24 protein-coding genes are annotated in these 24,096 nt (G+C 30.2%); 10 read left to right on the top strand and 14 right to left on the bottom strand.

Annotated features, from left to right (window positions below; translation table 11 throughout):
• Positions 1-83: 83 nt before the first annotated feature.
• Together CLFE_RS06415 and CLFE_RS06410 are read left to right on the top strand one after the other, a co-directional pair.
• Positions 84-629 carry a hypothetical protein gene (locus CLFE_RS06415; protein WP_077893420.1) on the top strand — a complete coding sequence of 182 codons (546 nt, stop codon included), beginning with the start codon at positions 84-86 and terminating at the stop codon, positions 627-629.
• A 133-nt stretch (positions 630-762) separates the two neighbouring features.
• Entirely contained in the window at positions 763-1,677 is a 915-nt protein-coding gene (locus CLFE_RS06410) for an SH3 domain-containing protein (RefSeq protein ID WP_077834159.1), read from the top strand.
• A gap of 58 nt (positions 1,678-1,735) precedes the next feature.
• On the opposite strand, the gene CLFE_RS06405 is transcribed toward CLFE_RS06410, so the two are convergent.
• Positions 1,736-2,050: an AzlD domain-containing protein gene (locus CLFE_RS06405; protein WP_077893421.1), complete on the bottom strand. Its 315-nt coding sequence runs from the start codon at positions 2,048-2,050 to the stop codon at positions 1,736-1,738.
• On the bottom strand, positions 2,041-2,751 hold the full coding sequence (locus tag CLFE_RS06400) for an AzlC family ABC transporter permease (RefSeq protein ID WP_077893422.1): 711 nt from the start codon (positions 2,749-2,751) through the stop codon (positions 2,041-2,043). The genes CLFE_RS06405 and CLFE_RS06400 overlap by 10 nt, the downstream gene beginning before the upstream one ends.
• Positions 2,752-2,855: 104 nt before the next feature.
• Here CLFE_RS06400 and CLFE_RS06395 point away from each other — a divergent pair, with 104 nt between their 5' ends.
• On the top strand, positions 2,856-3,407 hold the full coding sequence (locus tag CLFE_RS06395) for a helix-turn-helix domain-containing protein (protein ID WP_077893423.1): 552 nt from the start codon (positions 2,856-2,858) through the stop codon (positions 3,405-3,407).
• A gap of 37 nt (positions 3,408-3,444) precedes the next feature.
• Here the strand turns inward: CLFE_RS06395 and CLFE_RS06390 are convergent, their stop codons facing one another.
• The 8 genes from CLFE_RS06390 to CLFE_RS06355 form a co-directional block, all read right to left on the bottom strand.
• On the bottom strand, positions 3,445-6,933 hold the full coding sequence (locus CLFE_RS06390) for an SbcC/MukB-like Walker B domain-containing protein (RefSeq protein ID WP_077893424.1): 3,489 nt from the start codon (positions 6,931-6,933) through the stop codon (positions 3,445-3,447).
• Entirely contained in the window at positions 6,933-8,138 is a 1,206-nt protein-coding gene (locus CLFE_RS06385) for an exonuclease SbcCD subunit D (RefSeq protein ID WP_077834154.1), read from the bottom strand. The genes CLFE_RS06390 and CLFE_RS06385 overlap by 1 nt, the downstream gene beginning before the upstream one ends.
• 204 nt (positions 8,139-8,342) lie before the next feature.
• Positions 8,343-10,034, bottom strand: a complete 1,692-nt coding sequence (locus CLFE_RS06380) for a cellulase family glycosylhydrolase (protein WP_242951614.1) — start codon at positions 10,032-10,034, stop codon at positions 8,343-8,345.
• A 354-nt stretch (positions 10,035-10,388) separates the two neighbouring features.
• Positions 10,389-11,045 carry a TIGR00266 family protein gene (locus CLFE_RS06375; RefSeq protein ID WP_077893425.1) on the bottom strand — a complete coding sequence of 219 codons (657 nt, stop codon included), beginning with the start codon at positions 11,043-11,045 and terminating at the stop codon, positions 10,389-10,391.
• A gap of 77 nt (positions 11,046-11,122) precedes the next feature.
• Positions 11,123-11,650 (bottom strand): isochorismatase family protein, encoded by a 528-nt coding sequence (locus CLFE_RS06370; RefSeq protein ID WP_077893426.1) that lies wholly within the window; start codon positions 11,648-11,650, stop codon positions 11,123-11,125.
• A gap of 25 nt (positions 11,651-11,675) precedes the next feature.
• Positions 11,676-12,065, bottom strand: a complete 390-nt coding sequence (locus tag CLFE_RS06365; RefSeq protein ID WP_242951615.1) for a GNAT family N-acetyltransferase — start codon at positions 12,063-12,065, stop codon at positions 11,676-11,678.
• Entirely contained in the window at positions 12,047-12,202 is a 156-nt protein-coding gene (locus CLFE_RS06360) for a hypothetical protein (protein WP_242951616.1), read from the bottom strand. Before CLFE_RS06360 ends, CLFE_RS06365 begins: the two co-directional genes overlap by 19 nt.
• A 16-nt stretch (positions 12,203-12,218) precedes the next feature.
• The gene (locus CLFE_RS06355; RefSeq protein WP_077835645.1) at positions 12,219-12,977 is read right to left on the bottom strand and encodes an MBL fold metallo-hydrolase; all 759 of its coding nucleotides are present in this window, start codon (positions 12,975-12,977) and stop codon (positions 12,219-12,221) included.
• A gap of 109 nt (positions 12,978-13,086) precedes the next feature.
• Between CLFE_RS06355 and CLFE_RS06350 the strand changes: the two genes are divergently transcribed.
• The gene (locus CLFE_RS06350; RefSeq protein WP_077893427.1) at positions 13,087-13,497 is read left to right on the top strand and encodes an Lrp/AsnC family transcriptional regulator; all 411 of its coding nucleotides are present in this window, start codon (positions 13,087-13,089) and stop codon (positions 13,495-13,497) included.
• A gap of 13 nt (positions 13,498-13,510) precedes the next feature.
• Here the strand turns inward: CLFE_RS06350 and CLFE_RS06345 are convergent, their stop codons facing one another.
• On the bottom strand, positions 13,511-14,956 hold the full coding sequence (locus CLFE_RS06345; protein ID WP_077893428.1) for an aminotransferase-like domain-containing protein: 1,446 nt from the start codon (positions 14,954-14,956) through the stop codon (positions 13,511-13,513).
• A gap of 15 nt (positions 14,957-14,971) precedes the next feature.
• Positions 14,972-15,589: a LysE/ArgO family amino acid transporter gene (locus tag CLFE_RS06340; RefSeq protein WP_077893429.1), complete on the bottom strand. Its 618-nt coding sequence runs from the start codon at positions 15,587-15,589 to the stop codon at positions 14,972-14,974.
• A gap of 144 nt (positions 15,590-15,733) precedes the next feature.
• Here CLFE_RS06340 and CLFE_RS06335 point away from each other — a divergent pair, with 144 nt between their 5' ends.
• From CLFE_RS06335 to CLFE_RS06325, 3 genes are all read left to right on the top strand, one after another.
• A complete protein-coding gene (locus CLFE_RS06335; protein WP_077893430.1) occupies positions 15,734-16,357 on the top strand; it encodes an HAD-IA family hydrolase in 624 nt (207 codons plus the stop codon).
• Between the two features lie 244 nt (positions 16,358-16,601).
• Positions 16,602-17,765 (top strand): MFS transporter, encoded by a 1,164-nt coding sequence (locus CLFE_RS06330; protein ID WP_077893431.1) that lies wholly within the window; start codon positions 16,602-16,604, stop codon positions 17,763-17,765.
• Entirely contained in the window at positions 17,755-18,303 is a 549-nt protein-coding gene (locus tag CLFE_RS06325; protein ID WP_077893432.1) for a TetR/AcrR family transcriptional regulator, read from the top strand. Before CLFE_RS06330 ends, CLFE_RS06325 begins: the two co-directional genes overlap by 11 nt.
• A 28-nt stretch (positions 18,304-18,331) precedes the next feature.
• Here the strand turns inward: CLFE_RS06325 and hisS are convergent, their stop codons facing one another.
• Positions 18,332-19,624, bottom strand: coding sequence for a histidine--tRNA ligase (hisS, locus tag CLFE_RS06320; RefSeq protein ID WP_077893433.1), 1,293 nt, complete (start codon positions 19,622-19,624; stop codon positions 18,332-18,334).
• A 192-nt stretch (positions 19,625-19,816) separates the two neighbouring features.
• Here hisS and gpmA point away from each other — a divergent pair, with 192 nt between their 5' ends.
• Positions 19,817-20,548 (top strand): 2,3-diphosphoglycerate-dependent phosphoglycerate mutase, encoded by a 732-nt coding sequence (gene gpmA, locus CLFE_RS06315; RefSeq protein ID WP_077893434.1) that lies wholly within the window; start codon positions 19,817-19,819, stop codon positions 20,546-20,548.
• Between the two features lie 44 nt (positions 20,549-20,592).
• Here the strand turns inward: gpmA and CLFE_RS06310 are convergent, their stop codons facing one another.
• Positions 20,593-21,876: an MFS transporter gene (locus CLFE_RS06310; RefSeq protein ID WP_077893435.1), complete on the bottom strand. Its 1,284-nt coding sequence runs from the start codon at positions 21,874-21,876 to the stop codon at positions 20,593-20,595.
• Between the two features lie 168 nt (positions 21,877-22,044).
• On the opposite strand from CLFE_RS06310, the gene CLFE_RS06305 reads away from it, so the two are divergent.
• Together CLFE_RS06305 and CLFE_RS06300 are read left to right on the top strand one after the other, a co-directional pair.
• Positions 22,045-22,470: a putative ABC transporter permease gene (locus CLFE_RS06305; protein ID WP_077835653.1), complete on the top strand. Its 426-nt coding sequence runs from the start codon at positions 22,045-22,047 to the stop codon at positions 22,468-22,470.
• A gap of 103 nt (positions 22,471-22,573) precedes the next feature.
• Complete coding sequence (locus CLFE_RS06300; protein ID WP_077893436.1) at positions 22,574-24,058, top strand: methyl-accepting chemotaxis protein; 1,485 nt, start codon at positions 22,574-22,576, stop codon at positions 24,056-24,058.
• Positions 24,059-24,096: the final 38 nt, after the last annotated feature.

Here is a 24,096-nt window from a genome sequence, read left to right as displayed (position 1 = left end):
AAAATTTTGCTATTTTTAAGGAACATTTTATTCTTTTCTTACATATCTTATAATGTATTAATCATAATTTTAAGGAGAACTTTATGTATTACAATTACAATGACTTTGACAATTACAGATATGATTACGGATATGATGATTTAGACTATGACTACAATGATGAAAATGATGTAGATTTTGATCCTATGCGATTTGAAAATGATGATTTAAATTCAGAAACTGAATGTCCTTTTTTTCCTGATTGCCAAAATACAAGGGATCCAATGCCTCCTCATGGACATGGTAATCCTCCAATGCCTCCTCACGGACATATGCCACCTGGTCACAATCCTCCTGGACAATATGGTCAGCCTGGATATGATCAAATGATGCCTCCTGGTCCGCCTCCTACTTATGTACCACAATTCCAATCTGGTTTTGGTGGTCCTTCTATTAAAGCTGTAGATTCTGGCGCAATACGTATATGCAGATATAAATACACCTATATCTGGCTAAATAATGGCAGAGAATTTTGGGCATATATTACCTTCGTCGGACCTCGTTCTATAGCTGGTTATAGATGGATGGGCAGACGTTGGGTTTACTTTGGTTTAGATTTAAGACAAATAAGATATTTTGTATGTAGATAATTTTCATACCTCTTTTTCCTACGGTTCAATTACCATGAATTCTATGGTAATTGGACCTTTAATTTCAGATTGCTCTTACATATCTATTCCCTTTATAATTAGAGTACTAAATATAGGGGGTATATTTGAGAAAATGAGAAAACAAAGTTTAATTGTTATTGGTGCTTTTTTAATTTTACTTTTTTTACCTTTTCCAAACAAAATTCATGCAGCAACACAAACTCCAATATCAAGGATTGAAGCTGAAAAAAGAGCTCTTGATATGATTAATTTAAAATGGACATACTATAAAAGCAAAAATGGTATAGTGCCTTCAGCCTATGCTGGAAGTATAACCCAACCTTCTCAACTTAGCGGTGTTGAAACCGTTGTGACTACAGGTATACCTTATTGCTGGGGAGGTTTTGATAGTTTTAGTTCTTCCTCTTACAACGAGCCTTGGACAAGTTTTACAGATGCAGTAAATAAGGGTGCTTTTATAGGTAATGTAAAGTCCTCTTCCTATGGTCATATACCTGGTACTGCTGGACTTGACTGTTCAGGTTTTGTACAAGCTGCCTTTAATATTAAAGATTACAAATTATCTACATCAACTATATTTAATCAATACTTTACAAAAATTAATTTATCAGATATAAAACATATGGATATTTTAAATGCCCCTGGTTCTCATGTAGTCATATTTGATAAATGGGGTACTAGAAACGGAGTAAGTGGCGCATACACATACGAAGCAACACCAGATACGACCTATGGTGGAACTCAAGGTACAAAACAGTACTTTATAAGTATGAGTACTATAAATGCTAAATATACTGCTGGAAGATATATAAACATAAGAGATAATGCTTATGTTAAAGTTATTAATGCAACTTCATTAAATATAAGAACAGGTCCATCTACTGCATATCCAATAGTAGGCTCCTTAGCTCAAAATCAAGTGGCTACAGTTGTTGGTTATTCTTCTGATAATACTTGGTATAAAATCAGTGTAAATGGAATAACTGGCTATGCTTCAGCTACTTACCTTACTTACGTTAATAATTAAATCTTTTATATAATAAGGACTTCATAGATTTCTGTGAAGTCCTTATTATATATTCAAGCTAATACAAAATTCTAAGTATTGCCATAGCTGCCACTCCTGATATTACAGTTAAAAGAAGATTGTCCTTTTTTATAGCAACTATAAACGCTGCAATTGCAGAAAAAATTATATGTGAATCTATATAAATCTTATTGTTATTAACAAAAACTGCTGCCATTACAAGTGCGGTTAATATAGAAATTGGTATATATTTTAAAAATTCAGAAACATTTTTATTCATTTCAAGCTTAGACATAAACATAACTGGAATAACTCTTGGAAGTATAGTTACTATAGCTCCCCCTAGAATTATATACAAAATTTTCATATCCATTTCTTTATCATCACCCCTGCCCCAAGTATTGCAGCAACCATAACAGCACTATTTGAAGACATAAATTTCACACATAAAATAAAAATTACAGCTGAAATAGCCATGCTTATATATCCTTTTTTTACTTCATTATTTCCTTTTATACTTGATACCAAAAGACCTATAAACATTGCTGGAAGTGCAAAATCAAGTCCAAATTTTTTATAATCATATATCACTGTACTAAAGTACGCACCTAAAACAGTTGCTATAAGCCAATTTAAATATGCAATTATATTAGCTCCCATAATCCATTTGTAATCTATACGTTTATCATTTTTCCCCTTTACCGCCGCTAGTGCAAAAGTCTCGTCTGTCATAAGTACACCTACTGTAAAATTTTTCAGATAGGAATTCTTTTTAAAATATGGTGCTAGTGACGCACTCATAAGAAGATGTCTTAAATTAACAAAAAAGATTGCTATAGTTACTGCTGGAATAGATGCTAAAGAAGCAATCATACCAGCTGCCACAAGCTGAGCAGAACCAGCATATACAAAAATACTCATAAGTGCTATCTCTAAAATTGTAAGTCCACTAGCTTTACTCACAACCCCACAGGCAAAGCCTATACTTAAATATCCCAATACAGTAGGCATGCAATCTTTTATTCCTTCATAGAACTGAGATTTTTCTGAAATAATAGTTTTTTCCTTTAACATTTCCCCTCCTATTTGTTTCATAATATAAGTATGTTATAATATAATTACTGTACGTTATATTATATTTATACGACTATAGGTTATTTTTGTCAAGGAGTGATTTAATGAATCTTAACAGTATTATTGCTTCAAATCTTAAAAGACTTAGAAAACAAAGAAATTTAACTCTTGGTAAACTTTCCGAGCTTTCAGGTGTCAGTAAGGTTATGCTGGGTCAAATTGAACGTGGTGAATCAAATCCCACAATAAATACTATTTGGAAAATAGCTAACGGGCTTAAAATCCCCTATACCTTTCTTATAGATGAACCTTCTAATGAAGTAATTTTAGTAAAAAAAGAAAACACAATAAAGCAGTGTAGTGAAGATATGCATTACAGAGTATTTTGTTCATTTTCAGCTCAAAGCGATAGAAATTTTGAAATATTCACTGTAGAACTGGACGCTAATAGCTCTTATACCTCAGATTCTCATGGTGAAAATGATAAAGAATATATACTTATTTTTGATGGTACTTTAACCCTTGAGACAGGTAATGAAAAATACACTCTAGCTTCTGGCGATTCAATCTTTTTTGATGCCGCAAAGCCTCATACATATAAAAACCAACATTCTAAAATGATTCGAATGACTATAATAAATTATTATCCAACGTAAAAAGGATATAAGTACAAAAACTTATACCCTTTATATATTAACTTACTTCAAGCTTAACTTTACTTCCACCAACACCTGCTTCTGCCGGGCTTACTATAAGCTTAACTGGAACTCTTTCTTTTATTGTTTCAAGATGACTTATTATCCCTACAGAAAGTCTTTCATTGTGTATTTTTTCAAGTGAATCCATTACTACCTCAAGAAGATTACTATCAAGAGTACCAAACCCTTCATCTAAGAAAAACAACTCCAAAGGTGCGCTCCCTTTTAATTGTATTTGATTTGAAAGAGAAAGTGCTAAAGCTAATGATGCCACAAAGGTTTCTCCTCCCGATAAGGTTGAAGCATCACGCATTGCCCCTCCATTTTTATAATCTCTTATTAGAAATTTACCATTATCATCTACCTCAAGGCCAAAATTTCCTGCTGTTATCTCCTTTAATCTTTTTGACGCCTCTATAGATATATATTTAAGCTGATTTAGAGCTACAAATTCCACAAACTTTTTACCCTTAAATAGTTTTTCAAGATCATCTAAAAGGCTTAACCTATGTTCCAAAGTCTTTTTATTTTTAAGAAGTGTACCAAGTTCTTTAAGCCTTCCTTCTATATTTTTAATCTCTTCCTCAAGTTTTATTTTTATTTCTTCAAGCTTTTTTTGTTTAGAATCCTTCTCGATTCTATTATTCTGAATTTCTATCCATTTTTCTTCTGAAAGCACTCTATTTTTAAGTTTCTTATTTAATACTTCTATAGCACCATTTATTTTTAAAATTTCATTTCTATACTTTTCTATTTCACCCTTAAGTAAATTTATTTCTTCTCGGCTTATATAGCTTTCCTTTACATCCTTTATATCTTTAAATTTCTCCTCTAGAAGAATCTTATTAAGTTTTTCTATATCATTAACTTTCCTATCCTTAAGACTAGATGTGTTACTATTATACTTTATTATTTCATCACTAATTTTTCTATATTTTTCTTCAATATCCTTTTGCATCTTTTCACACAAATTATACTGTTCTTCTATTTTCTTTATTGTACCTTCTATTTTTTCCTTAAATTCATCTAGTTTATCTAAAGTACCTACTTTACCTTTTATGAATTCCGTTTTTTCCTTTATTGTATTTTCCTTTTGCTTAAGCTTCTCTTTTTCAATGCTAAGCTCTTCCTTCACTTTGGTTGTATTTTCCATCAACTTTTCTTTTTCAGTGTGCTTTTCATTTAAAAGATTTCTGGATTTTTTTATTTCGTCTTCTGCTTTTGCTTTTAAACGTTCCTTTTCCTGTATTTCCTTCATTTCAGCCTGAAAATCCTGAATCTTAAGTTCTTCTCTTAATAATTTTATTTCATTTTCTATTTCACTAACTTCAGCTTTACTTTCAAGAAGTTCAGTTTTTAAAGAGCTTATATGGTTTTCACACTGCTTTCCTACTGTTTTTTCCTTCTGATACTCTATCTCTATTTTATTTGAAGCCTCTGTTAAAACTTTTATTTTTTCCTCCAGCTTTAATTTTTCAGTATTAAACTTATTTATTTTATCCTTTAAGTCCTTAAATTCTTTTTCCTTATTTTCTACAGAAACTTTTTTAAATTCCTCTCCTAGAGTACTCATATTTTCTTTTACCTCAAAAATATTTTTTTCTTCTAGCTTAATATTTGCCTCTTTTATGAATACTTCTTCATTCTTTTTCTTACGCTTTTTATCATAGGTCTCCATGTAATTTTTAAGTTCATTAAGTTCTTTAAGGTCTACTGTTATTCCTTCTTCTTTAACATGATGCACAGAACCACAAACAGGACATGGCTCTCCATTTTTAAGTTTCTCTCTAAGTATATGAGCCATATTTTCTGTTTCAATTGCTTCTATTCTTGTATTTATATCTACTAACTTGCAATCTAAATTTTCTACTTCAAGCTTTTCGTTTTTCAACTCCTGTTTAAGCTTCTCTAAATTATTTGAACTTTTTTCTAACTTTTCTGTGTTCTCCTTGTACTTATTCCATTTCTGTCTAAGTTCATTTAAATTTTCTTGAAACGTAAGTAATACCTCATCCTCAGGAAGTTCTTTATTTAATTTTTCTAATTTTTTCCTATAGCTTTGTAATTTTATCTTACTCTCCTCTAATTCTTTTAAATGCATATTTTCATTTTCTTTAGCCTGCTCTAAGTCCTTTTCTAATTTATCTATGTCAAATTTAACCTTAGTCATATGCCTTGATTTATCATCATAATTTTTTAACAAGAACATTCCTTCATTAATTTTATTTTTCTTATCCTCTGAAACCTTAAGCATCCCAATTTTATTTTCTAAGGTTTGAATACTATCAGTTAATACATTGACTTCAGATATATATTCTTTTATAAGGGTATCCTTACTTAAAACCTCTTTACTAAGCTTATCTATATTTCTTTTAAGCTCCTCTTCTTCAACTTTAGTCTTATCTAAAATTTTCTTTTCTTCTATAGCCTCTAATATAACATGCTTTTTTATCATAAACTTAGGAAGTGCATTATCTTTATTATCCTTTGCAATTTTAAGCTTCTTTTCTATGTCTTCCTTTTGTAACACTACAGTTTTCATTTCATTTTCAGCATTTATAATTTTCTCTTTTAATTCTTCAATTTGCTTTAACGTATTTTCATAATTATCAATATAAGGCTTAACCTTTAAAGCTCCTTCGCCCAGTATAGATTTCTTTTCCTTAACATTAATTTCTTCTTCAGACCTTTTCAGTTCCCTGTAGACTTCAGTTTTTTCAGCTATCTCTATTTGAAGATTCCATATTTCTTTACCTTCGTTATATTCTTCCTCTGCTTTTTTTGCACCCTTTAAAGCCTCTTTTAAAATATCTTCATTTTCCTTTAAGCTAGCTTTTTTCTCTTTCAAAATATCTTCACTTAAGCCTTCATAACCCTTAAGTTCTCCCGTTAAAACATTTTCTTTTTCTCTTTCTTCTTTTATTTTTCTATTTAACTTAATAGAAAGTTCATCTCCATATTCCTGAAGGTTAAAAAGTCTTTCAAGCATATTTCTTCTCTCTTTTCCTTCAAGCTTTAAAAATTCACTAAATTTACCTTGAGGAAGTACAACCGTTCTTGTAAAATCATCTAAGCTTAAACCTATTATCTCCTCACACTTCTCAGTTACACTTTTAGCTCCTTCTTCCAAAACTATAGGTTCTAAAGTAATATCTATAATTTTAGCCGATTTACTTCTAACACTTCCCGTTTTGTTATCTCTCCTAAACTCTCTTTCAACTAAATATCTCTTTATGTCTTTTCCTGATATTTGAAACTGAAAGCTAATATTAAGACTAGTACAATTAGTATTCATAAAGTTAGAGCTTTTTCTTGCAACCTCACCGTAAAGTGCCAGCGTTATAGAATCAAGTATAGTAGTTTTTCCGCTGCCCGTAGGTCCAAATATTCCAAACAAGCCCCTTCTTGTAAGCTTTTCAAAATCAATTTCTTGTTCATCTTCAAAGCTGTTTAAACCTCTTATTCTAACTTTTATAGGCTTCACTATTTTTCACCCCCGTTTATAATAGATAAAATCAAGTCTAAAACTTCGTCCTCCGGTTCTACTTTTCTCTCTTTTTTATAAAATTCTTTAAAAACTTCTTCAAAAGGTCGTTCCTTGAAGCTTGTCATATCTATAACCTCATCATCTATACTTATCTTAGGTGAAATTTCCAGTATATCCTTCTTTAAACTTTTCATTGCCTTCATTTCTTCTTCGCCAATATATTTGTCTGTCTTTATCTCTAAATAAACAAAACAATCTCTGTCTTTATTTTCCTCACATTTTTTAATTGCTTCTTCTACTCCATCGCATTTCCAAATCTCTATAGGCTTATATATCTTAAATTCAATTTCTTCTACCTTGGGTTCTTCTCCTGCTTTTAACTCAACCATAAAGCATTTCTTTTTAAAATTTATTTCTTTCTTATTATATTGAAGTGGTGATCCTGAATATCTAGCCGTTTTATGAGTACCAGGTACTAATTGAGGTTTATGTACATGTCCAAGTGCCACATATTGAGCATTTTTAGGAAAGCAGTTTCCATTTACAATAAAACTTCCACCAAGCTGAACATTTCTCTCAGAGCCGCCTTCCTCACTTCCCATTGCAAAAAGATGAGAAACTACTAAATTTATGGTATCCTCTTTAAAATTTTCATTAAGTTTATCGAAAAGCTTTTGTATTCTATCTCCGTAAGATTTTACTTTTTCCTCTTCACTATCCATTTCCCCATATAATACTTCATTTAATCTCTTTTCACTTGGATAAGGCAAAGTTATAATTGATGCTATTTCTGTATTAATTTTAAGTTCAATAAAGCCCTCTTTAGAACTTAAAACCTTATGTCTCCCATAGTCACCAGTTGTAACTACTGTTTTAGGTGTTCCAACCATTATTATTCCATGATCACGCGCTAACGGTCCGGCTGCCACAAGTCTTTCAGGATTATCATGATTTCCTGCAATAACAAGGGTTACCCTCTCTCCATTTTGTGATATTTTTTTTAGAGTACTATAGAACATCTTCTCAGCTCTAGCTGGTGGATTATAACTATCGTATATATCTCCTGCAATAACCACCATATCTATGTTATTTTCTTCTACTATCTTAACAAAATCCTCTAAAAATGCTTCTTGTTCATCCATTCTACTAAAGCCTTCTAAATTTTTGCCTAAATGCCAATCAGAAGTATGTAAAATCCTCATTAAAATATCCACCCCTTACTCATAACTATTTTACAACATATATATGATACATTTTAACATACATTATTATATTAATGCATTCTAAAAAGGCCTCTTATATTTCTTCTTTTTTAAAACAAAAACTTGTGTAAGCACTAAAGTTTCCCCTTCATTGCTTGCACAAGTTTTTTATAACTATGCTATTAATCTAATTTATATAGATTTTTATTTACTAAACTTTATATTATCTAATGAAATACTATCTGAGCTTGATCCTACAAATAAAATCATGTTTATTACTGTGCTATCTGACGAATCTGATGCTATAGTTTTTAAATTCGGACTATCATCTGTGGAAATTGTTAAAGTTGCTTTATAAGTTCCATCTGCTTGTCGAACAAAATTATTTGTAGAAACACTAATAGCTCTTGTAGGATTTGCCCAGCCATTACTACTACTTTGTGGAATAGCCGCAATTGATACATTTGTAGGTGCTTGAGCTATAACATCCATTGTTAACTTTGTGTCTCCATATATATTAATGGATTTACCCCAAATATCAGCTGAAAGACGAACATTTGCCCAAAAATTTCCTTCTGATAAATCATTACTACCATTAGTATTAAGTCCACTAAGCTTTAAAGCATTGTTAGAATTCTCAACAGTAACAGCAGTTATTGGACTATCTGCATTTATGCCAAAGCCTTGTGTCGTACCATCATTAAAATCCCAAAAACCTGACGAAAAATCCGTAGGTGCTGATGGCTTGCTTGGTGTAGGATCAACCGGTGTATTATAATAAATTCCCTTAATACGAGCACGTACATATTGACCTGAAGTAGTTAATTCGCTATCTGACCATACATGATCAGAACCAGGGTCAAGGCTTGCAGAGCTATTAAGTGCAGCTGCTTTTTCGTCCTTGTTACAGATTGAAAAATTACACCAACTTATATTGTTTGCATTTAGAAAATCTAACCATGCATCTGCTTTTTCTAAATAAGGTCCGGTAGTACCAGTTGCCAAGCTAGTGCCCCATTCGGTTGCAAAAACAGCTACACCATGGTTAAGGGCATATCTTACATTGCTCATAGCATTATCTCTATTAGTATCTACCTCTGATACTGGGTTAGTACCACTATAAAAATGTACAGAATAAGCTGTGTTTGAATCATTAATAGGATTGTCTGCTGCTAAATCAGGTCTTTGACTCCAAAATGGATCCCCAACAATGACAAGATTTTTATTACCACTATTTCGAAGTGAATTTATAATAGGTGTTGCATAGGATTTCACTTTAGCCCAACCTGCTGCATCATCTGATACTCCTTGTCCAACGTTATTAGGTTCATTACACAATTCATAAATTATATTTTTACAATTTGGATATAGGCTAGCTATTTTATTGAAGAAATTTTGTGCACCTGAATATATGCTAGCATTCGGATCTCCTGGATTAAGTACATGCCAATCTACAATAACATACATATCATTGGCTATTGCATAATTTATTCCATTAATAACATTTTGCTCAACTGATGGATTTGTTGCATATCCATTCTCACCAACATACATAGCAAGACGTATTACATTAGCATTCCAATCATTTGAAAGGGCTGCAAAAGCATTATTATTAATGATTCCGGGAAACCACTGTAAACCGTGGGTACTCATTCCTCTTAATTGAATAGGGTCTCCATTTTTATCACATAGGGTGCTTGTATTATTTTTATTAAGTATCTGCAGCGCACCTCCAACTGAAGGTTTTTTTACTGTAGAATTACCAATTAAATGGGTGTAATTTGAATCCGCTTTAACAGCTAAAATTGGTACTAATGACATTAGCATAGCAATTATCACAACAATGGAGAGCATCCTCTTCTTAAGACTAGTAAAAATAGCAAGTTTATTAAACATAGTATTCTCCTTAAGCATTTTAAATTTAGAAATAATTATATAATTTATTGGTGAGTTGTAATATTTTAATCAAATTAAATTAAATTTTTGTGCAAATAAATTAGCGCGCATCTTTTATTTAACACTCTTCTATTTAACTTATAATTCTCCAACTAATCATTATATTATTTCCATTATTTATACATAAAGTCATTATATGTATAAACATCCTTTGTATAGAGTATCACTTCTCGCTATATTCGTCAATGTTTTTAACCTTTTTTTAACAAAAATAGTATTATGTATTATTTTTTTATCTTCATCGTTAAAATAAGATAAAAAAACAGATAACCTATTAGTTATCTGTTAAAATCTTTATGAACTTTTACCTGTAGCCATTTTAGAAGGATCTCTGCTTTGAATAAACATTTTACCTGGACCTTCAAATACACAAACCAGTCCTTCGCCACCTGTAATTGAACCAAATAAACCATTTAAAAGCTCAACACTATAATTCATATTGCTTTCCCATAATACTAGATGATTTGTATCAACTATGTATTTTTCACCTTGAGCTAAATTTATTTCATGTATAGCTCCATACGCACTTAAAAATAAAGTTCCTGAGCCTTCTGCTTCTATTTGAATAAAACCTTCTCCTGATAAAAAACCTCTTCCTCCGCCAGATTTTATATTAAGATTTATTTTATCCGTTGAAGCTAAAAAACTTGATTTTCCAAGTCTATATTTAACAGAACCATCCATATTAACTGCTTTAATATCTCCTAAATATTTAGGTGCTACTAATATTTCTCCATAACTTTTAGCAACATATTCTTGAAGAAAAGCAGAGGTACCACTGAACAGTCTTCCAATAGCTTTTCCAACACTTCCTGCTTTCGATTTAATTTCAAAATTAGGATTCATAGCTGCCATAGCTCCTGCTTCTATAATAACTTTATCTCCTGCTTGTGCTTTTATTTTAAGTAACCTATTTGTATCTCCATAAAGCATTTCATAATCTGCTGACATTTAGATTCCCCCTATAAAATATTTATAAGGATATTATATAGTATGTAATACCTCTTTTCAAGGTTTTATTTTTCATTTTAGAGGTTAATTTCATCTACTTTTATTAACTTTGCAAATCTGCCTCCCCATATATTACTATGATGCTCTATTATTTTATCTGCTTTAAGCACCCTGCTGTCAAAGGTTGTATGTGCATCTTCTATAACCACATTATGTTCATAACCTCTACTGTAAGCATTTCTTATAGTAGTATCAAGACAGAATTCTGTTTGCATTCCGCAAATCACAAGTTTTTCAGCTTTAAGCTTCTTTAATTCCTCTTCTAGTTTTGTTTTGTAAAAAGCATCCCAGGTTCCTTTTTGTACTACTACTTCACCTTCTTTAGGTGATAATTTTTCATTAAGCTGCCAGGTTTCCTCTCCTTCTTTATACTCACCTTCTTTGTCTGTATGTTGAACGAATATAACAGGCACATCTTTTTCTCTTGCCTTATTAAGAACCTTTAATATGTTATTTAAAACTTTTTCTCCATTATATACTGATCCTTCTTCTCCATTAAACATAGCATTTTGAACATCAATAATTAATAATACAGTCTTGCTCATAATTTATCTTTAGTGAGTATTCCCACTAAATTTCACCTCTTTTCATATTTATATAAAAAACTTCATGCTCTTTTCCTTGGTCTTTAAAAGTTCTAGTTAAAACACCGCCATTTTTTAGAATTGTTTTTCTTGAACCTTCATTTTCTTTTTTACAAGCTATATATACTTCCTTAAGTCCTCTTTGCTTTGCATATTCTAATGTTTGTCTTAAAATCTCTGTAGCATATCCTTTTTTTCTCTCCGATGGACGCACACTATATCCAATATGTCCTGAATTTTTATAAAAATCATTTAAATAGTGTCTTAAATTAACTATTCCAACAATCTTACTATCACTTTTTTTAACTGCAAAAAAAGTTGTTGACACCACCCACTCTGGATTTACTGTTTCTTTACTTAAGTTATCTTTAACCATTCAGCATAATTATCCTTATAATCTAGCTTAAAACTACCATTTATAGTTCTTTCCCCAAAATCAAAAAACTCCTTTTTAAACTCCATTGCTTTAACTTCTAAGTCCTCTTTTGGAAATACTAAAGTTATATCATCCATTTTCTTTTTTCTCCCTTCAGAAATTAAATTCTAGTATTTCACCATCATCAGGAACAAGCACACTTTTTTCAATATTATTTCTATTAATATAATATTTTAAGTCCTTACGTGATAATCTGCAATGATTCCAAGCTTCCATGTGAACAGCAATAACTTTTAATTGTTGAAATTCCTTGCATAATCTATGAATATCATCTGCATTCATAGTTATTGGTTTACCATAAGAAAATTGAGCCGCACCACAATTACAAACAATTATTTCGGGCTTATACTTTTTAATAGCTTCTTTTACTTCACCACACCATACTGTATCTCCTGTAATATATATCGAAGGTTGTCCTTTTGAAGAAATAACAAAGCCTGATACTGGTGCCATTTGCAAGGCTATTTCATCATGTCCATGTTTTCCTCCTGTACGATTAAAGGTTATGTTGTCCCATGTATAGCTGTCATGAATGGAATATACCTTAATAAAACCATAAGCTTTGATTTTTATTTCATCCTCGGGTTGACAGAAAACAGTAATATTTTTAGGTAGCCTACTTGCTGCTGCATCATCAAAATGATCTCTATGAGTATGAGTAATGAGTACAGCATCACAATTAATAATATTCTTTATATTAATCGGTAATTCTACTAAAGGATTTAAGCTTTCATTAGGTACATCTGGAATTGGTACCATAGAATTTATAGGACTTAACATAGGGTCTATAAGTATTTTTTTATTATCTAAATATAATATTACAGTAGCATGACGTATTAATTGAACTTTCATAATATAATCCTCCTGTTGTTTAACTTACATTTAGTATATAATAATTATTAATTGATTCGCTAAAGTATACTAGCGATAATTATTTAATTGTGAAAGGATTTTAAATGATATGCTTGATAAAACTGATATGGAAATTTTAAATTTACTTACCAAAAATTCACGTACTAGGTGGCAGGAAATTGGTGATACGGTTCACTTAACTGGACAAGCAGTAAAAAATAGAGTAGAACGGCTAGAAAAATCAGGTATTATAGAGACGTATACTATAAAAATAAACCCAAATAAAATTGATAAAAAAGTAACTGCTTTTATAACTATTTTTATGAAAACTACTGAACATCTAGCATTTCAAAAATACATACGTAATAAACCCATAATAATTGAAGCACATAGAATAAGTGGAGATGGATGTTATATTTTAAAAGCAGCTGCATCCCAAGATGAAATTCTTAAATTCTTAGATGAAGTACTTAAATATGGTAACTATAAAATAAATTTATCAATAGAAAATATTAAATAATACTAATTTAAATCTATAAAATTTGGCTTCTAATTATTTGAGACAGTTTTTCTATTCCTATTTCTATCTCTTTAATTGAACCATAGGAATAGGATATTCTTATGCTATAATTTTTTTCAAAATCATATATATAACCTGGATTTATTAAGACTCCACTTTTCTTTGCAATATAAAATACTTTTTTCATATCCACTTTTTCTTTAAGCTTAAGCCATATGTAAAAGCCACCTTTGGGTATATCAAAGCAGGCTATATCATTAAAGTACTTATTTAAACTTTCAATAACGGCATCTCTTCTAGCTTTAAGTTTAAATCTAAGCTTTTCTAAATATTCTTCATATTTTCCACTTTTAAGCCATAAATAAAAAGCTTTTTGTGAAATTGAACTTGCCCCATAATCTGTTTGCATTTTTATATCCGAAAGTCTTTCGATAACAGCTTCTGGTCCTATTAGCCATCCAAGCCTCATTCCGGCTGAAAGTGATTTTGACGCCGTACCTGAATATAATACCACTCCACTTTTATCCATGCTCTTTAAAGTTTTAGGAACCTTTTCAAACCACAATTCTCCATAAGCGTTGTCTTCAATTATTGGAAGCCTACGTTCTAAACATAAATCCAAAAGTTCTTTTCTTCTATTTTCACTCATAACAATACCCGTTGGATTATGAAAGTTAGGTATTGTGTAAAGTAATGCTGTTTTACTATTTATATTTTTTTCAATTTCCTTCACCATAATACCATCTTGATCCATAGGTATACCCTTTAAACGCATTCCACTAGACTGAAAAACATTCAGTGATTTTATGTATGATGGTTTTTCCACAAGAACTGTTGATCCATAATCCAAAAGTCCCATAGCTATAAGCTGAAAACTCTGAAGTGAGCCTGAAACTATTAATATTGATTCTGGTGAAGCATCTATTCCTAACTTTCTCACATATCTTGATATTTCTTCTCTTAACTTTAAAGATCCCTTTGGCATTTCATAACCTAAACCTGTAATTTCTCTTGAAAGACTTAAAAATACTTCTTCCATATCTTCTTTAGGAAAAAGCTCCTTTGACAATTCACCTGTACTTAAGCGGATTATATTATTATCCCATTCAAGCTTATTAATAACCTGAATAGTATCAAAATTAGGCTTATATATACCACTTTCTATATATTCTTCCCAATTAGGTGCTTTCCTTGATGCCATTATTGACCATGTGTTATTTATTATAACTGTACCGCCTTTATTTTTGCCTTCAATAAGACCATCTGCTCTAAGTTCATCTAAAGCTTCTATTATTGTACTTCTATTCACCTCAAAAACTTCAGCAAGCTCCCTTTGTGATGGCAATTTTTCTCCAATTATCCATTCTCCATTTTTTATTTTGTCTTTTATATAATGAATAATTTGCTTATATAAAGGAATCTTTGATTTCTTATCTGGCTTCCAAATTATAGTAACCATATTATTATCTTCTCCTTAAAAAAATTGCAGTTTTATAAAACTAATTTCCAAATTCATACCATAATAAATAATTATTATACCACATATAAAATTAATAATTTTAAGAATTTTATTGTTAAGCTTGTACTTAATCTTTGATACTAAAGCAGCAAGTCCCATAAACCATAAGCAGGATGCACTACATACTCCTAAGATAAAAATAATAGAATGATCTAGTGAAAGCATAACTCTAAACCCTCCTAAGAGCATTGAACCATCAATAATTGCCTGTGGATTAATCCAAGTGGTTATAAAACATGTAAGCACAATTTTAAAAATATTTTTATCTTGCTCTATACTATAATCAATTTCTGGTGAAGTTTTAAGAAGCTTTATTCCTATAACTACAACCACAATTCCTCCTATAAGTAGAGCAAGCTCCCTAAAAAGAATCCACTTATTTAATATAGCTCCTACCCCAAAAAAACATGTAATTGATAAAGATATATCAAATATAATTGTTATTCCTGCAACCATATAAGGTTCTAAGCCTTTACTTTTTATGGCAGAATTAATTACATAAAGATTTTGCATTCCTATTGGTGCAAGATATGCTAATCCCAGTATGAAGCCTTTAATATAATATTGAAACATTTTAACCTCCTAAAAATAATTTAATAATAACAATTATATTTTTATATTATCTTAATGTCCCAAGCCATATTAAAATTAATTACACCAACCATAAATTAATAGGGTATAATTAATTTAATTAAGCAAATTTAAGGAGGCATTTTTTTGATTAAAGATATTATTTGGGATTTTGACGGAACTCTATTTGACACTTACCCTGAAACAGTTAAAGCCTTTAAAAAATCACTTTTGGATAATGGAATAGTTGAAGATACGAAAAATATATTGAATTACCTTAAGGTTTCTGATGGCTTTGCGGTAGAGCACTTTAAACAATTATATGGGTTAGATGATAGTTTTATCAGTAAATATAACTTTTATAAAAACAATATAGCGCCTGAAATGGTTAAGCCTTTTCCCTTTACAATTGAAGTATTAAAAAAGCTTACTAAAATGGGCTGTAGAAATTATATTATAACTCATAGAGGAGACTCAACCTTAAAATTTCTTAAACATTACCACCTGCTTGAGTGCTTTACAGAAATAATAACAAAAAAATATGGCTTTAAGAGAAAACCAGATCCTGAGGCTTTTACATATTTAATAGAAAAATATAAAATGAATAAATCAAAAACCTTAATAATTGGAGATAGAGACTATGAAATATTGGCTGGTAAGGCATGTGGAATTAGGACATGCTTATATGATACAAACAATATTTGTTCTAAAGAAAAACCTGATTTTTACATAACTTCTCTAAAAAATTTAATGGATATAGTTAGCTTTTAAAGATAAATATAAGATAATTTTACAAACAAAACAGTAGTATGTATCATAATTTTCACTACTGTTTTTCATCTTGTTTGGAGTAAAAATCAGAATAGCTGCAGTTTTTTAATACCCTATCTTGTCTAAATATTATTAGCTTTAAATAAATTTCACTTTACATACGGAAATTTATGACTTATTATAAAGTTAGGAAACCAGTAAAACTATTTTAGTTTCCAAAGTTTATAATAAGGAGTTGCTAAACATGGATCAAAATTACAAAACCAGAAAAGAACTTTCTTTTGTAGTAATGATAAGCCTTGCACTTGGAATACGACAGATGTCAATGACACTAGTAATGCCTTTTATATCTACCTACAGTAAAACACTTTCTTATAACACTCCTTTACTTGCAGGAGCAGCTCTTGGCACCTTTGGTATTGCCCAAGCCCTATTCCAAATACCCTATGGAATATTAAGTGATAAAATTGGAAATAAACCTGTAGTTGTACTTGGACTAATTCAAGTTGTTTTAGGTCTTTTACTTGCCTACTTTGCCAAAAATATATATGTTTTAATATTTGCAAGGTTTCTTCAAGGAAGTGGTGCTATAATAGGTTCTGCCTACTCTTGGGTTTTTAGTTCTGCTAGTGAAAATAATAGAACCAAAGCTTTAGGAATACTGGGATCTTTTATAGCTATTGCTGCTGCATTGTCCTTCGCTATAGGCCCTATTATAAATCACTTTATATCCGTAAATAAGATGTTTTTAGTATGTTCACTTATTCTCCTTATAAATTCTCTTTATATCCTATTATTCCTTAAGGAAGATAAAAAAATAGAGAAGAAAGCTAACTCTCTAAAAAGTGACTTAAAACTTTTATTTAAGAATAAATCATTTATAATTTCAAATTTATCTGCCTTTATAAACAATTTTATTATGGTATCTGTATTTTATTTTCTTCCTATTTATTTAGAAAAGCTAACTGATCAATATGGAATGTGGAAAGTATTTTTCCCATCTATTCTTATCGCTGTAATCGTAATGAAAATTGTTTTAAAATTTTGTACTAAAAAAAATACATCACTTATTATAATTGTCTCATTTACTAGTATACTTTTGGGAAATATTCTGTATTTCAATAATAATAGTTTTACTTATATACTAATAGGTACTATACTTTTTATGTGCGGATATGTATGTTTAGTAACCTTAACCGCCAATAACATTAATAATATTGTAGATGAAAATTGCCGAGGAACTGGTAATGGTATATTTAACTCCTTCCAATATATAGGTTCCTTCTTAGGTGGAATATTTGCAGGAGCCTTTTTATCTATTTCGCAAAACGGAGTACTTATAACCATTATTTTAACTGCACTTATAGGTATTTTTATCTCTTTATATGGAGGAAAAAATGAAAGATAAAATATTGGATTTAGCTGCTGAAAAAATACGAATGTACGGTCTTAAAAAATTCACAGTAGATGATATTGCAAAAGAACTCAAGATAAGTAAAAAAACTATATATAAATACTATAATAGTAAGGATGCAATTATAGAAGAATTCTTTAATTCCGTAATAAAATCAGACAAAGAAAGTGTAGAAAATGTGCTTAATGATAAGGTTGACTTCCACGAAAAACTCAATAATATAATATATTCAAATCATAAGTACAAACTACCTATTAAAATATTAAAGGATATGGAGATATTTTATCCAGAGGCTTTTAAGAAACTCAATCTTTTGAAGGATTTCAAAGTAAACGCAGTAAATAATTTATTAAAGGAAGAGATTAAAAATGGCCATATTCGTGAGGACATAAATTTTCCTATACTATGTAAAATATTTGAGGAAATTAGCAATACATTTTTAGATTATGACTTTTTACTTTCTAATAAATTAACTTCTCATGAGGCAATCGAAGAGGTTATAAAAATAATATTTCGTGGCATAGAAAAATGAGAGGCTGCCTAAAATCGCAGCCTCTTTATTAAAGTTCTTCTATTTTTAATTTCTTTTGCTCACCAGTTACCATATCTTTTATAACTAGTTCGCTATTTGTAACCTCATCTTCTCCAATTAAAATTACATATTTTATATCTAGCTTATTTGCATATGTAAGTTTCTTTTTAAGTTTTCCATCTTCAAAGTATATTTCAGCACTTTTTCCGCTTTGAAGAAGTTTATTTAGAACTTCAGTGCAGTATTCAAAGGTTTCCCCTATAGGTATTATAAGATATTTATCATTCAATGATCCCTTATAATTTTCTATAAAACCAATTTCTTTTAACACAAAGAAAAGTCTTGTTATACCAATAGACATTCCTACTCCGGGAAGAACATTTTCAGTATAATTTTGTGCTAAATTATCATATCTTCCACCTGAGCATATAGAGCCATAAGATTCATTACCTGTTAAAAGAGTTTCAAACACTGTACCAGTATAATAATCCAGTCCTCTTATTATTTTAAGGTTTATAGCATACTCGCTGTCCTCTACTCCAAATAATTTAAGGTACTTTATAACTTCTTCAGTTTCCTCTATTCCTTTTTCAAGCATTTCATTTTTTACAGCTACTTTTTTTAGACCTTCTACAACATCATCACTTGAACCGCTTATCTTTATAACTTCATCAATAACCTTAGAATTTTCTTCACCTACAAGCTTAACTAAATCAGATAAAAATTGTTCTTCTGTAATTTTATCGTATTTATCTATAAGAATCATAACTTCCTGCATGTTTGTTATGTTAAGTCCTTCTAATATACCTGTAAGTATTTTTCTGTTGCTTATTTGAAATTTATAGCTATTAAGTCCTATTTTCTTTAAAGCCTTTGAAGCCATATTTATTACAAAAGCATCATTTTTTATACTTAAGCTTCCATTTCCAACAACGTCAACATCACATTGATAAAATTCTCTGTAACGTCCCTTTTGATTTCTTTCTCCTCTATAAACTTTCCCTAATTGATATCTTTTAAATGGAAAAGTTAAATCGTTCATATATTGAGCTGCAAATCTTGAGAACGGAACTGTTAAATCAAATCTTAGAACTTGCCTTTTATCTTCTTTATCAATACGATATACTTGTTTTTCAGTTTCTCCTGCCGATTTTGCAAGCAGCACCTCTTCCTTTTCAATTATTGGAGTATCCATAGGTAAGAAGCCATTTTGCTCATATACACCAGTTATTTTTGAAACAATATCATTAAATACTAGCTGCTCTTTAGGTAAAAGTTCCATAAAGCCTGGCAAAATCGACGGTTTAATTTTATTACTCATTTAATTAATCTTCCTTTCTACAGTGTAAATTACCTTTAAACATTATATAAATTATGATTATATCCTAATCCTTTTTTTATAATAATATAACATTTTTTAAATACAGTATATTATATATTATAAATAATTTTTACTCATTTGCCTAATAATAATTTATAAGTAATGTAAATTTATTTAAAAGGTGGCGATATTGTGAGAAGATTAGTGCTATTAAGGCATGGTCAAAGCGAATGGAATAAAGAAAACAGATTCACTGGCTGGACAGACGTTGATTTATCTATTGATGGTGTTAGTGAAGCTGCTCAAGCTGGAAGAATACTAAAAAAGAATAACTATACCTTTGACGCTGCCTATACTTCGGTTCTAAAAAGAGCCATAAGAACTCTTCAAATAGTACTTTATGAAATGGATCTTTTGTGGATACCTGTTTACAAATCATGGAGATTAAATGAAAGACATTATGGTGCACTTCAAGGACTCAATAAAGATGAAACTAGAACAAAATATGGTGATGATCAAGTTAAGCTTTGGAGGCGTTCAGTAGAAGTAAGACCACCAGCTTTAGAAAAGACGGATAAAAGATATCCAGGAAATGAAAAAAAATATGCTTCTTTAAAACCAGAAGAACTTCCTCTTACTGAAAATCTAGAGGATACAGAAAAAAGAGTTCTTGAAGATTGGAACAACTTAATATCTAAGGATATAAACTCAGGAAAAAATATAATAATAGCTGCTCACGGGAATACCCTAAGGGCACTTGTTAAATACCTTGACGATATACCTAGTGATGGAATTGCAAACTTAAATATACCTACTGGAACTCCACTTGTATATGAACTTTCTGATGACCTTAAACCAATAGATCGTTATTATTTAGGAATGGAAGGAAAAATAGCTGACGACAAATTTCCAAAACATGTTTAGAAAAAAGCTGACTTACAAACAATAAGTCAGCTTTTTTTAAGAAATCATTCCGCAGCCGCAACACTATCTCCTACAATATTTTCACTATCACAACCATCATCTTTAACCTTAGTAAGCATAATTCCACCAATTATAAAAAGAATCAAAATACTGAATACTCCATTAGTGGACTTGCCTGTAATTTGAGTTATTACTCCTACGAGTAGAGGTCCTAGAATAGTTGCAAATCTCCCAAATATATTAAAAAAACCGAAAAATTCATTGTTCTTTTCCTTTGGTACAAGTTTTCCAAAATATGATCTGCTAAGTGCCTGAATTCCACCTTGAGAAGTTCCCACTAGCATAGCCAGTATAAAAAATCCAACTATATTATGAATGAAGTTTGCATATATACAAATTATTGAATAAATTATTATTCCCACATAAAGCATTTTCTTTCCTTTAAATTTAGAAGAAAGCTTTCCAAATAGAATGGCACAAGGAAAGGCTACAAATTGAGTAAATAAAAGCACAACTAAAAGCATTGAAGAATTTATGCCAAGATCCGCGCCAAAAGAAGTTGCCATTGTTATGATAGTATTTACCCCATCTATGAAAAAGAAATATGCTACTAAAAATAGTACTAAATTCTTATGTTCCTTTATATTTTTCAATGTATGTCCCAATCTTTTTATGCTATTTTTTAAAACCTTTGGCTCCTTTTCTATACCATAAACCTGCTTAACATTTTTAATTATAGGTAGTGAAAATATTAAACACCATATTGCAGTTATTACAAATACGATTTTACATGCCAAGGTAATAGAAATTGGAATTATTTTAAGCTGCGCTGCTATAACTATACTCATACATATAAAAAATGCTAGAATATTTCCTAAATAACCTGCTGCATACGCAATAGATGATATAATATCCATTTTACTTTTAGGTGCTACATCTACTAGAAAAGCATCATAAAAAATGTTACTTCCCGCATTTCCTATAGTACTAAATATAAATACTATAACAAGAAGCACCCAAGAGGTATCAGGCACTGCTGCAATAAGCCCTGTAAATGCTATACCCATAATGCAAAATACCTTAAAAAACTTCATTTTATATCCCATATAATCTGCAATTGTTCCAAGTATTGGTGCTAATAACGCTATTAAGAACCTTCCTATAGAATTTGAATACCCCCAATAAGCTGTAGCGCTAGCCTCGGAGCCCCCATTTTTAAAAACCATTCTAAAGTAAATAGGCAGTATAGCTGTTATAATTATCATGCTGTAGGTAGAAATAGTACAATCATAGAATATCCAACTTTTTTCTGTCTTACTGAATTTCATAAACATACCTCACTTTAAATATTTAGTTTAATTATAGCTTTATTACATTATGGGAATGTTAAGTCTAAGTAAAATACCAAAATAATTTATACTGCATAGTATATATAGAAGCCTCTTAATACTTTTTTATGCATGAATATTTTAAGTTAATGTAGGCAAACTAAACTCATGAAAATTTTAAGATTTATACTTTATGGTATTGCTGGTTGGTGTGTTGAAATTGTATGGACTGGGTTTGGCTCCATGTTAAATGGTGATGTAACTCTACGTGCTTGGACAAATATGTGGATGTTTTTAATATATGGTTTGGCAATTTTTTTAGAACCCATTCACAACAATATAAGACATTTGCCTATTATAATAAGGGGGGCGATTTATTCAGCATTGATAATTATTTTTGAATATTTAATAGGCTCTTTTTTAGCTCTCGTATTGGGTACCTGTCCATGGCATTACAATAATGGTCCATTTACAATTCAGGGCATAACCAGATTAGACTACTTTCCATATTGGTTAGTGGCTGGACTACTTTTTGAAAAGCTTCATGATGCACTTCTAAAACTCACTATTACTACTGAACAATCAAGTTCGTAATATCTTACGATAAAATAATAAATCACATATATCTTTTATGTGATTTATTATTTTAAAAAAGTGAGGTGCAAAATTCACATTTTTTAATTTGTGGATGCTTAAAATGGATGAAAAAATGGGTTACAATTTAAAAAAAGCTAATTTAATAAATACCATTGTGATATCTACAATTTTGCTAATCTTTCTTGTACTAGCATTTAATCAAGTATCTGAATTTGAGTTTATAGGTTTGATAGTTCTCTCTTTGGCAATTGAAGTTATTGCAATTTTAATATACAAGCTTAATTTAAAAACAACTACAAAAGGTATGCTCTACAGTCTTTTAATGCTCCTATCTATTTCTGCGCTAACTTACTTTAATTCAAAAACAACTATTTCATTTTTTATCTACTTTTTTATAAGCATGACTACCATATCTACGTACTTTAATGAAAAGCTTATAATATTTCATGGATTTTTTCTTAATATATCCTTGATAACTTTATATATAATTTCATCAAAAATGCTTCTAGGTTTTAATTCAAATCTTCTCATGTTCATATTCACTTTAGTTTTAGTAAATGCTGTAATAGTATTAATATATCTCTTAACTAGGTGGGCTAATGCCTTAACAAAATCTCTACAAAAAAAAGATTTGGAAACCCAAAAATTGATAAAAAATTTAGAAGCTTCAATGGACTTGATTTCTGAAACTTCAACTGTACTAGATAAAAATCTAAAAAGCTTCGATTTAAATCTAATTGGTCTAAAACAATCCAGCGGTGAAATAACACAAGCTGTAAACGAAAATGCCGAAGGGATAAGTGAAGAAGCCAAAAGTATATTAACTATATCTAATAAAATACAAACAGTTTTTCAAAAAGAAGTTAAAGTTGAAGAGCTTTCAAATGGTATCAAAGAATCAGAAATAACACTAAATGATAATATAAAAGAAGGTACCGATAAAATAAACACTATGTGTGATAAGGTAAGAGTCGTTAAGGATGCTGTGGATTCCTCTCTTGAAACCGTAATAAAGCTCCAAGAAAGTGCTGGTAAAATAACAAAATTTTTGAGTTCTATTAAACGCATAGCCGACCAAACAAATCTTCTTTCTATAAACGCTAATATAGAAGCCGCAAAGGCTGGTGAAGCAGGACGTGGTTTTGCTATAGTAGCAGATGAAATAAATAAACTTGCAACCAGCAGCTCTGAAATGGTCAACAATATAAATGAAATTATTGAAGAAATAAACTTGATAACAAACGAAACCTTCAATAAAGTTGCAAAAGGAAATTTAGCTGCCAAGGAAAGCTTTACTCTAGTTTATGATGTTTTAAACAAATTTAATTTTGTAGTTAGTTCCTTTAATACAAATAAACTAAATATATTTGATGAAACTAGAATGATAAATAATATAACTGACCTGTTCAAAGATATTGAAGAGGAAATGGATTTTATATCAAGTATGTCCGAGCAGCATGCAGCTTCAAGTGAAGAGATTCTAGGAAATATTGAACAGCAGAATGAAAATATAGGTGAAATTCTTAAGGCAATAGAGGAAATGCAGGACATTGTAAAGAAGCTTGTGGAGACCATACAAAAGTAGGTATAGGGGGGAGCTGAAGCTCCCTGTTTTAGCTTTTT

Source organism: Clostridium felsineum DSM 794 (assembly GCF_002006355.2).
Lineage (GTDB): Bacteria > Bacillota > Clostridia > Clostridiales > Clostridiaceae > Clostridium_S > Clostridium_S felsineum.
The sequence above is the reverse complement of the archived record's forward strand: the minus strand, read 5'-3'. Positions and strand labels throughout refer to the sequence as shown.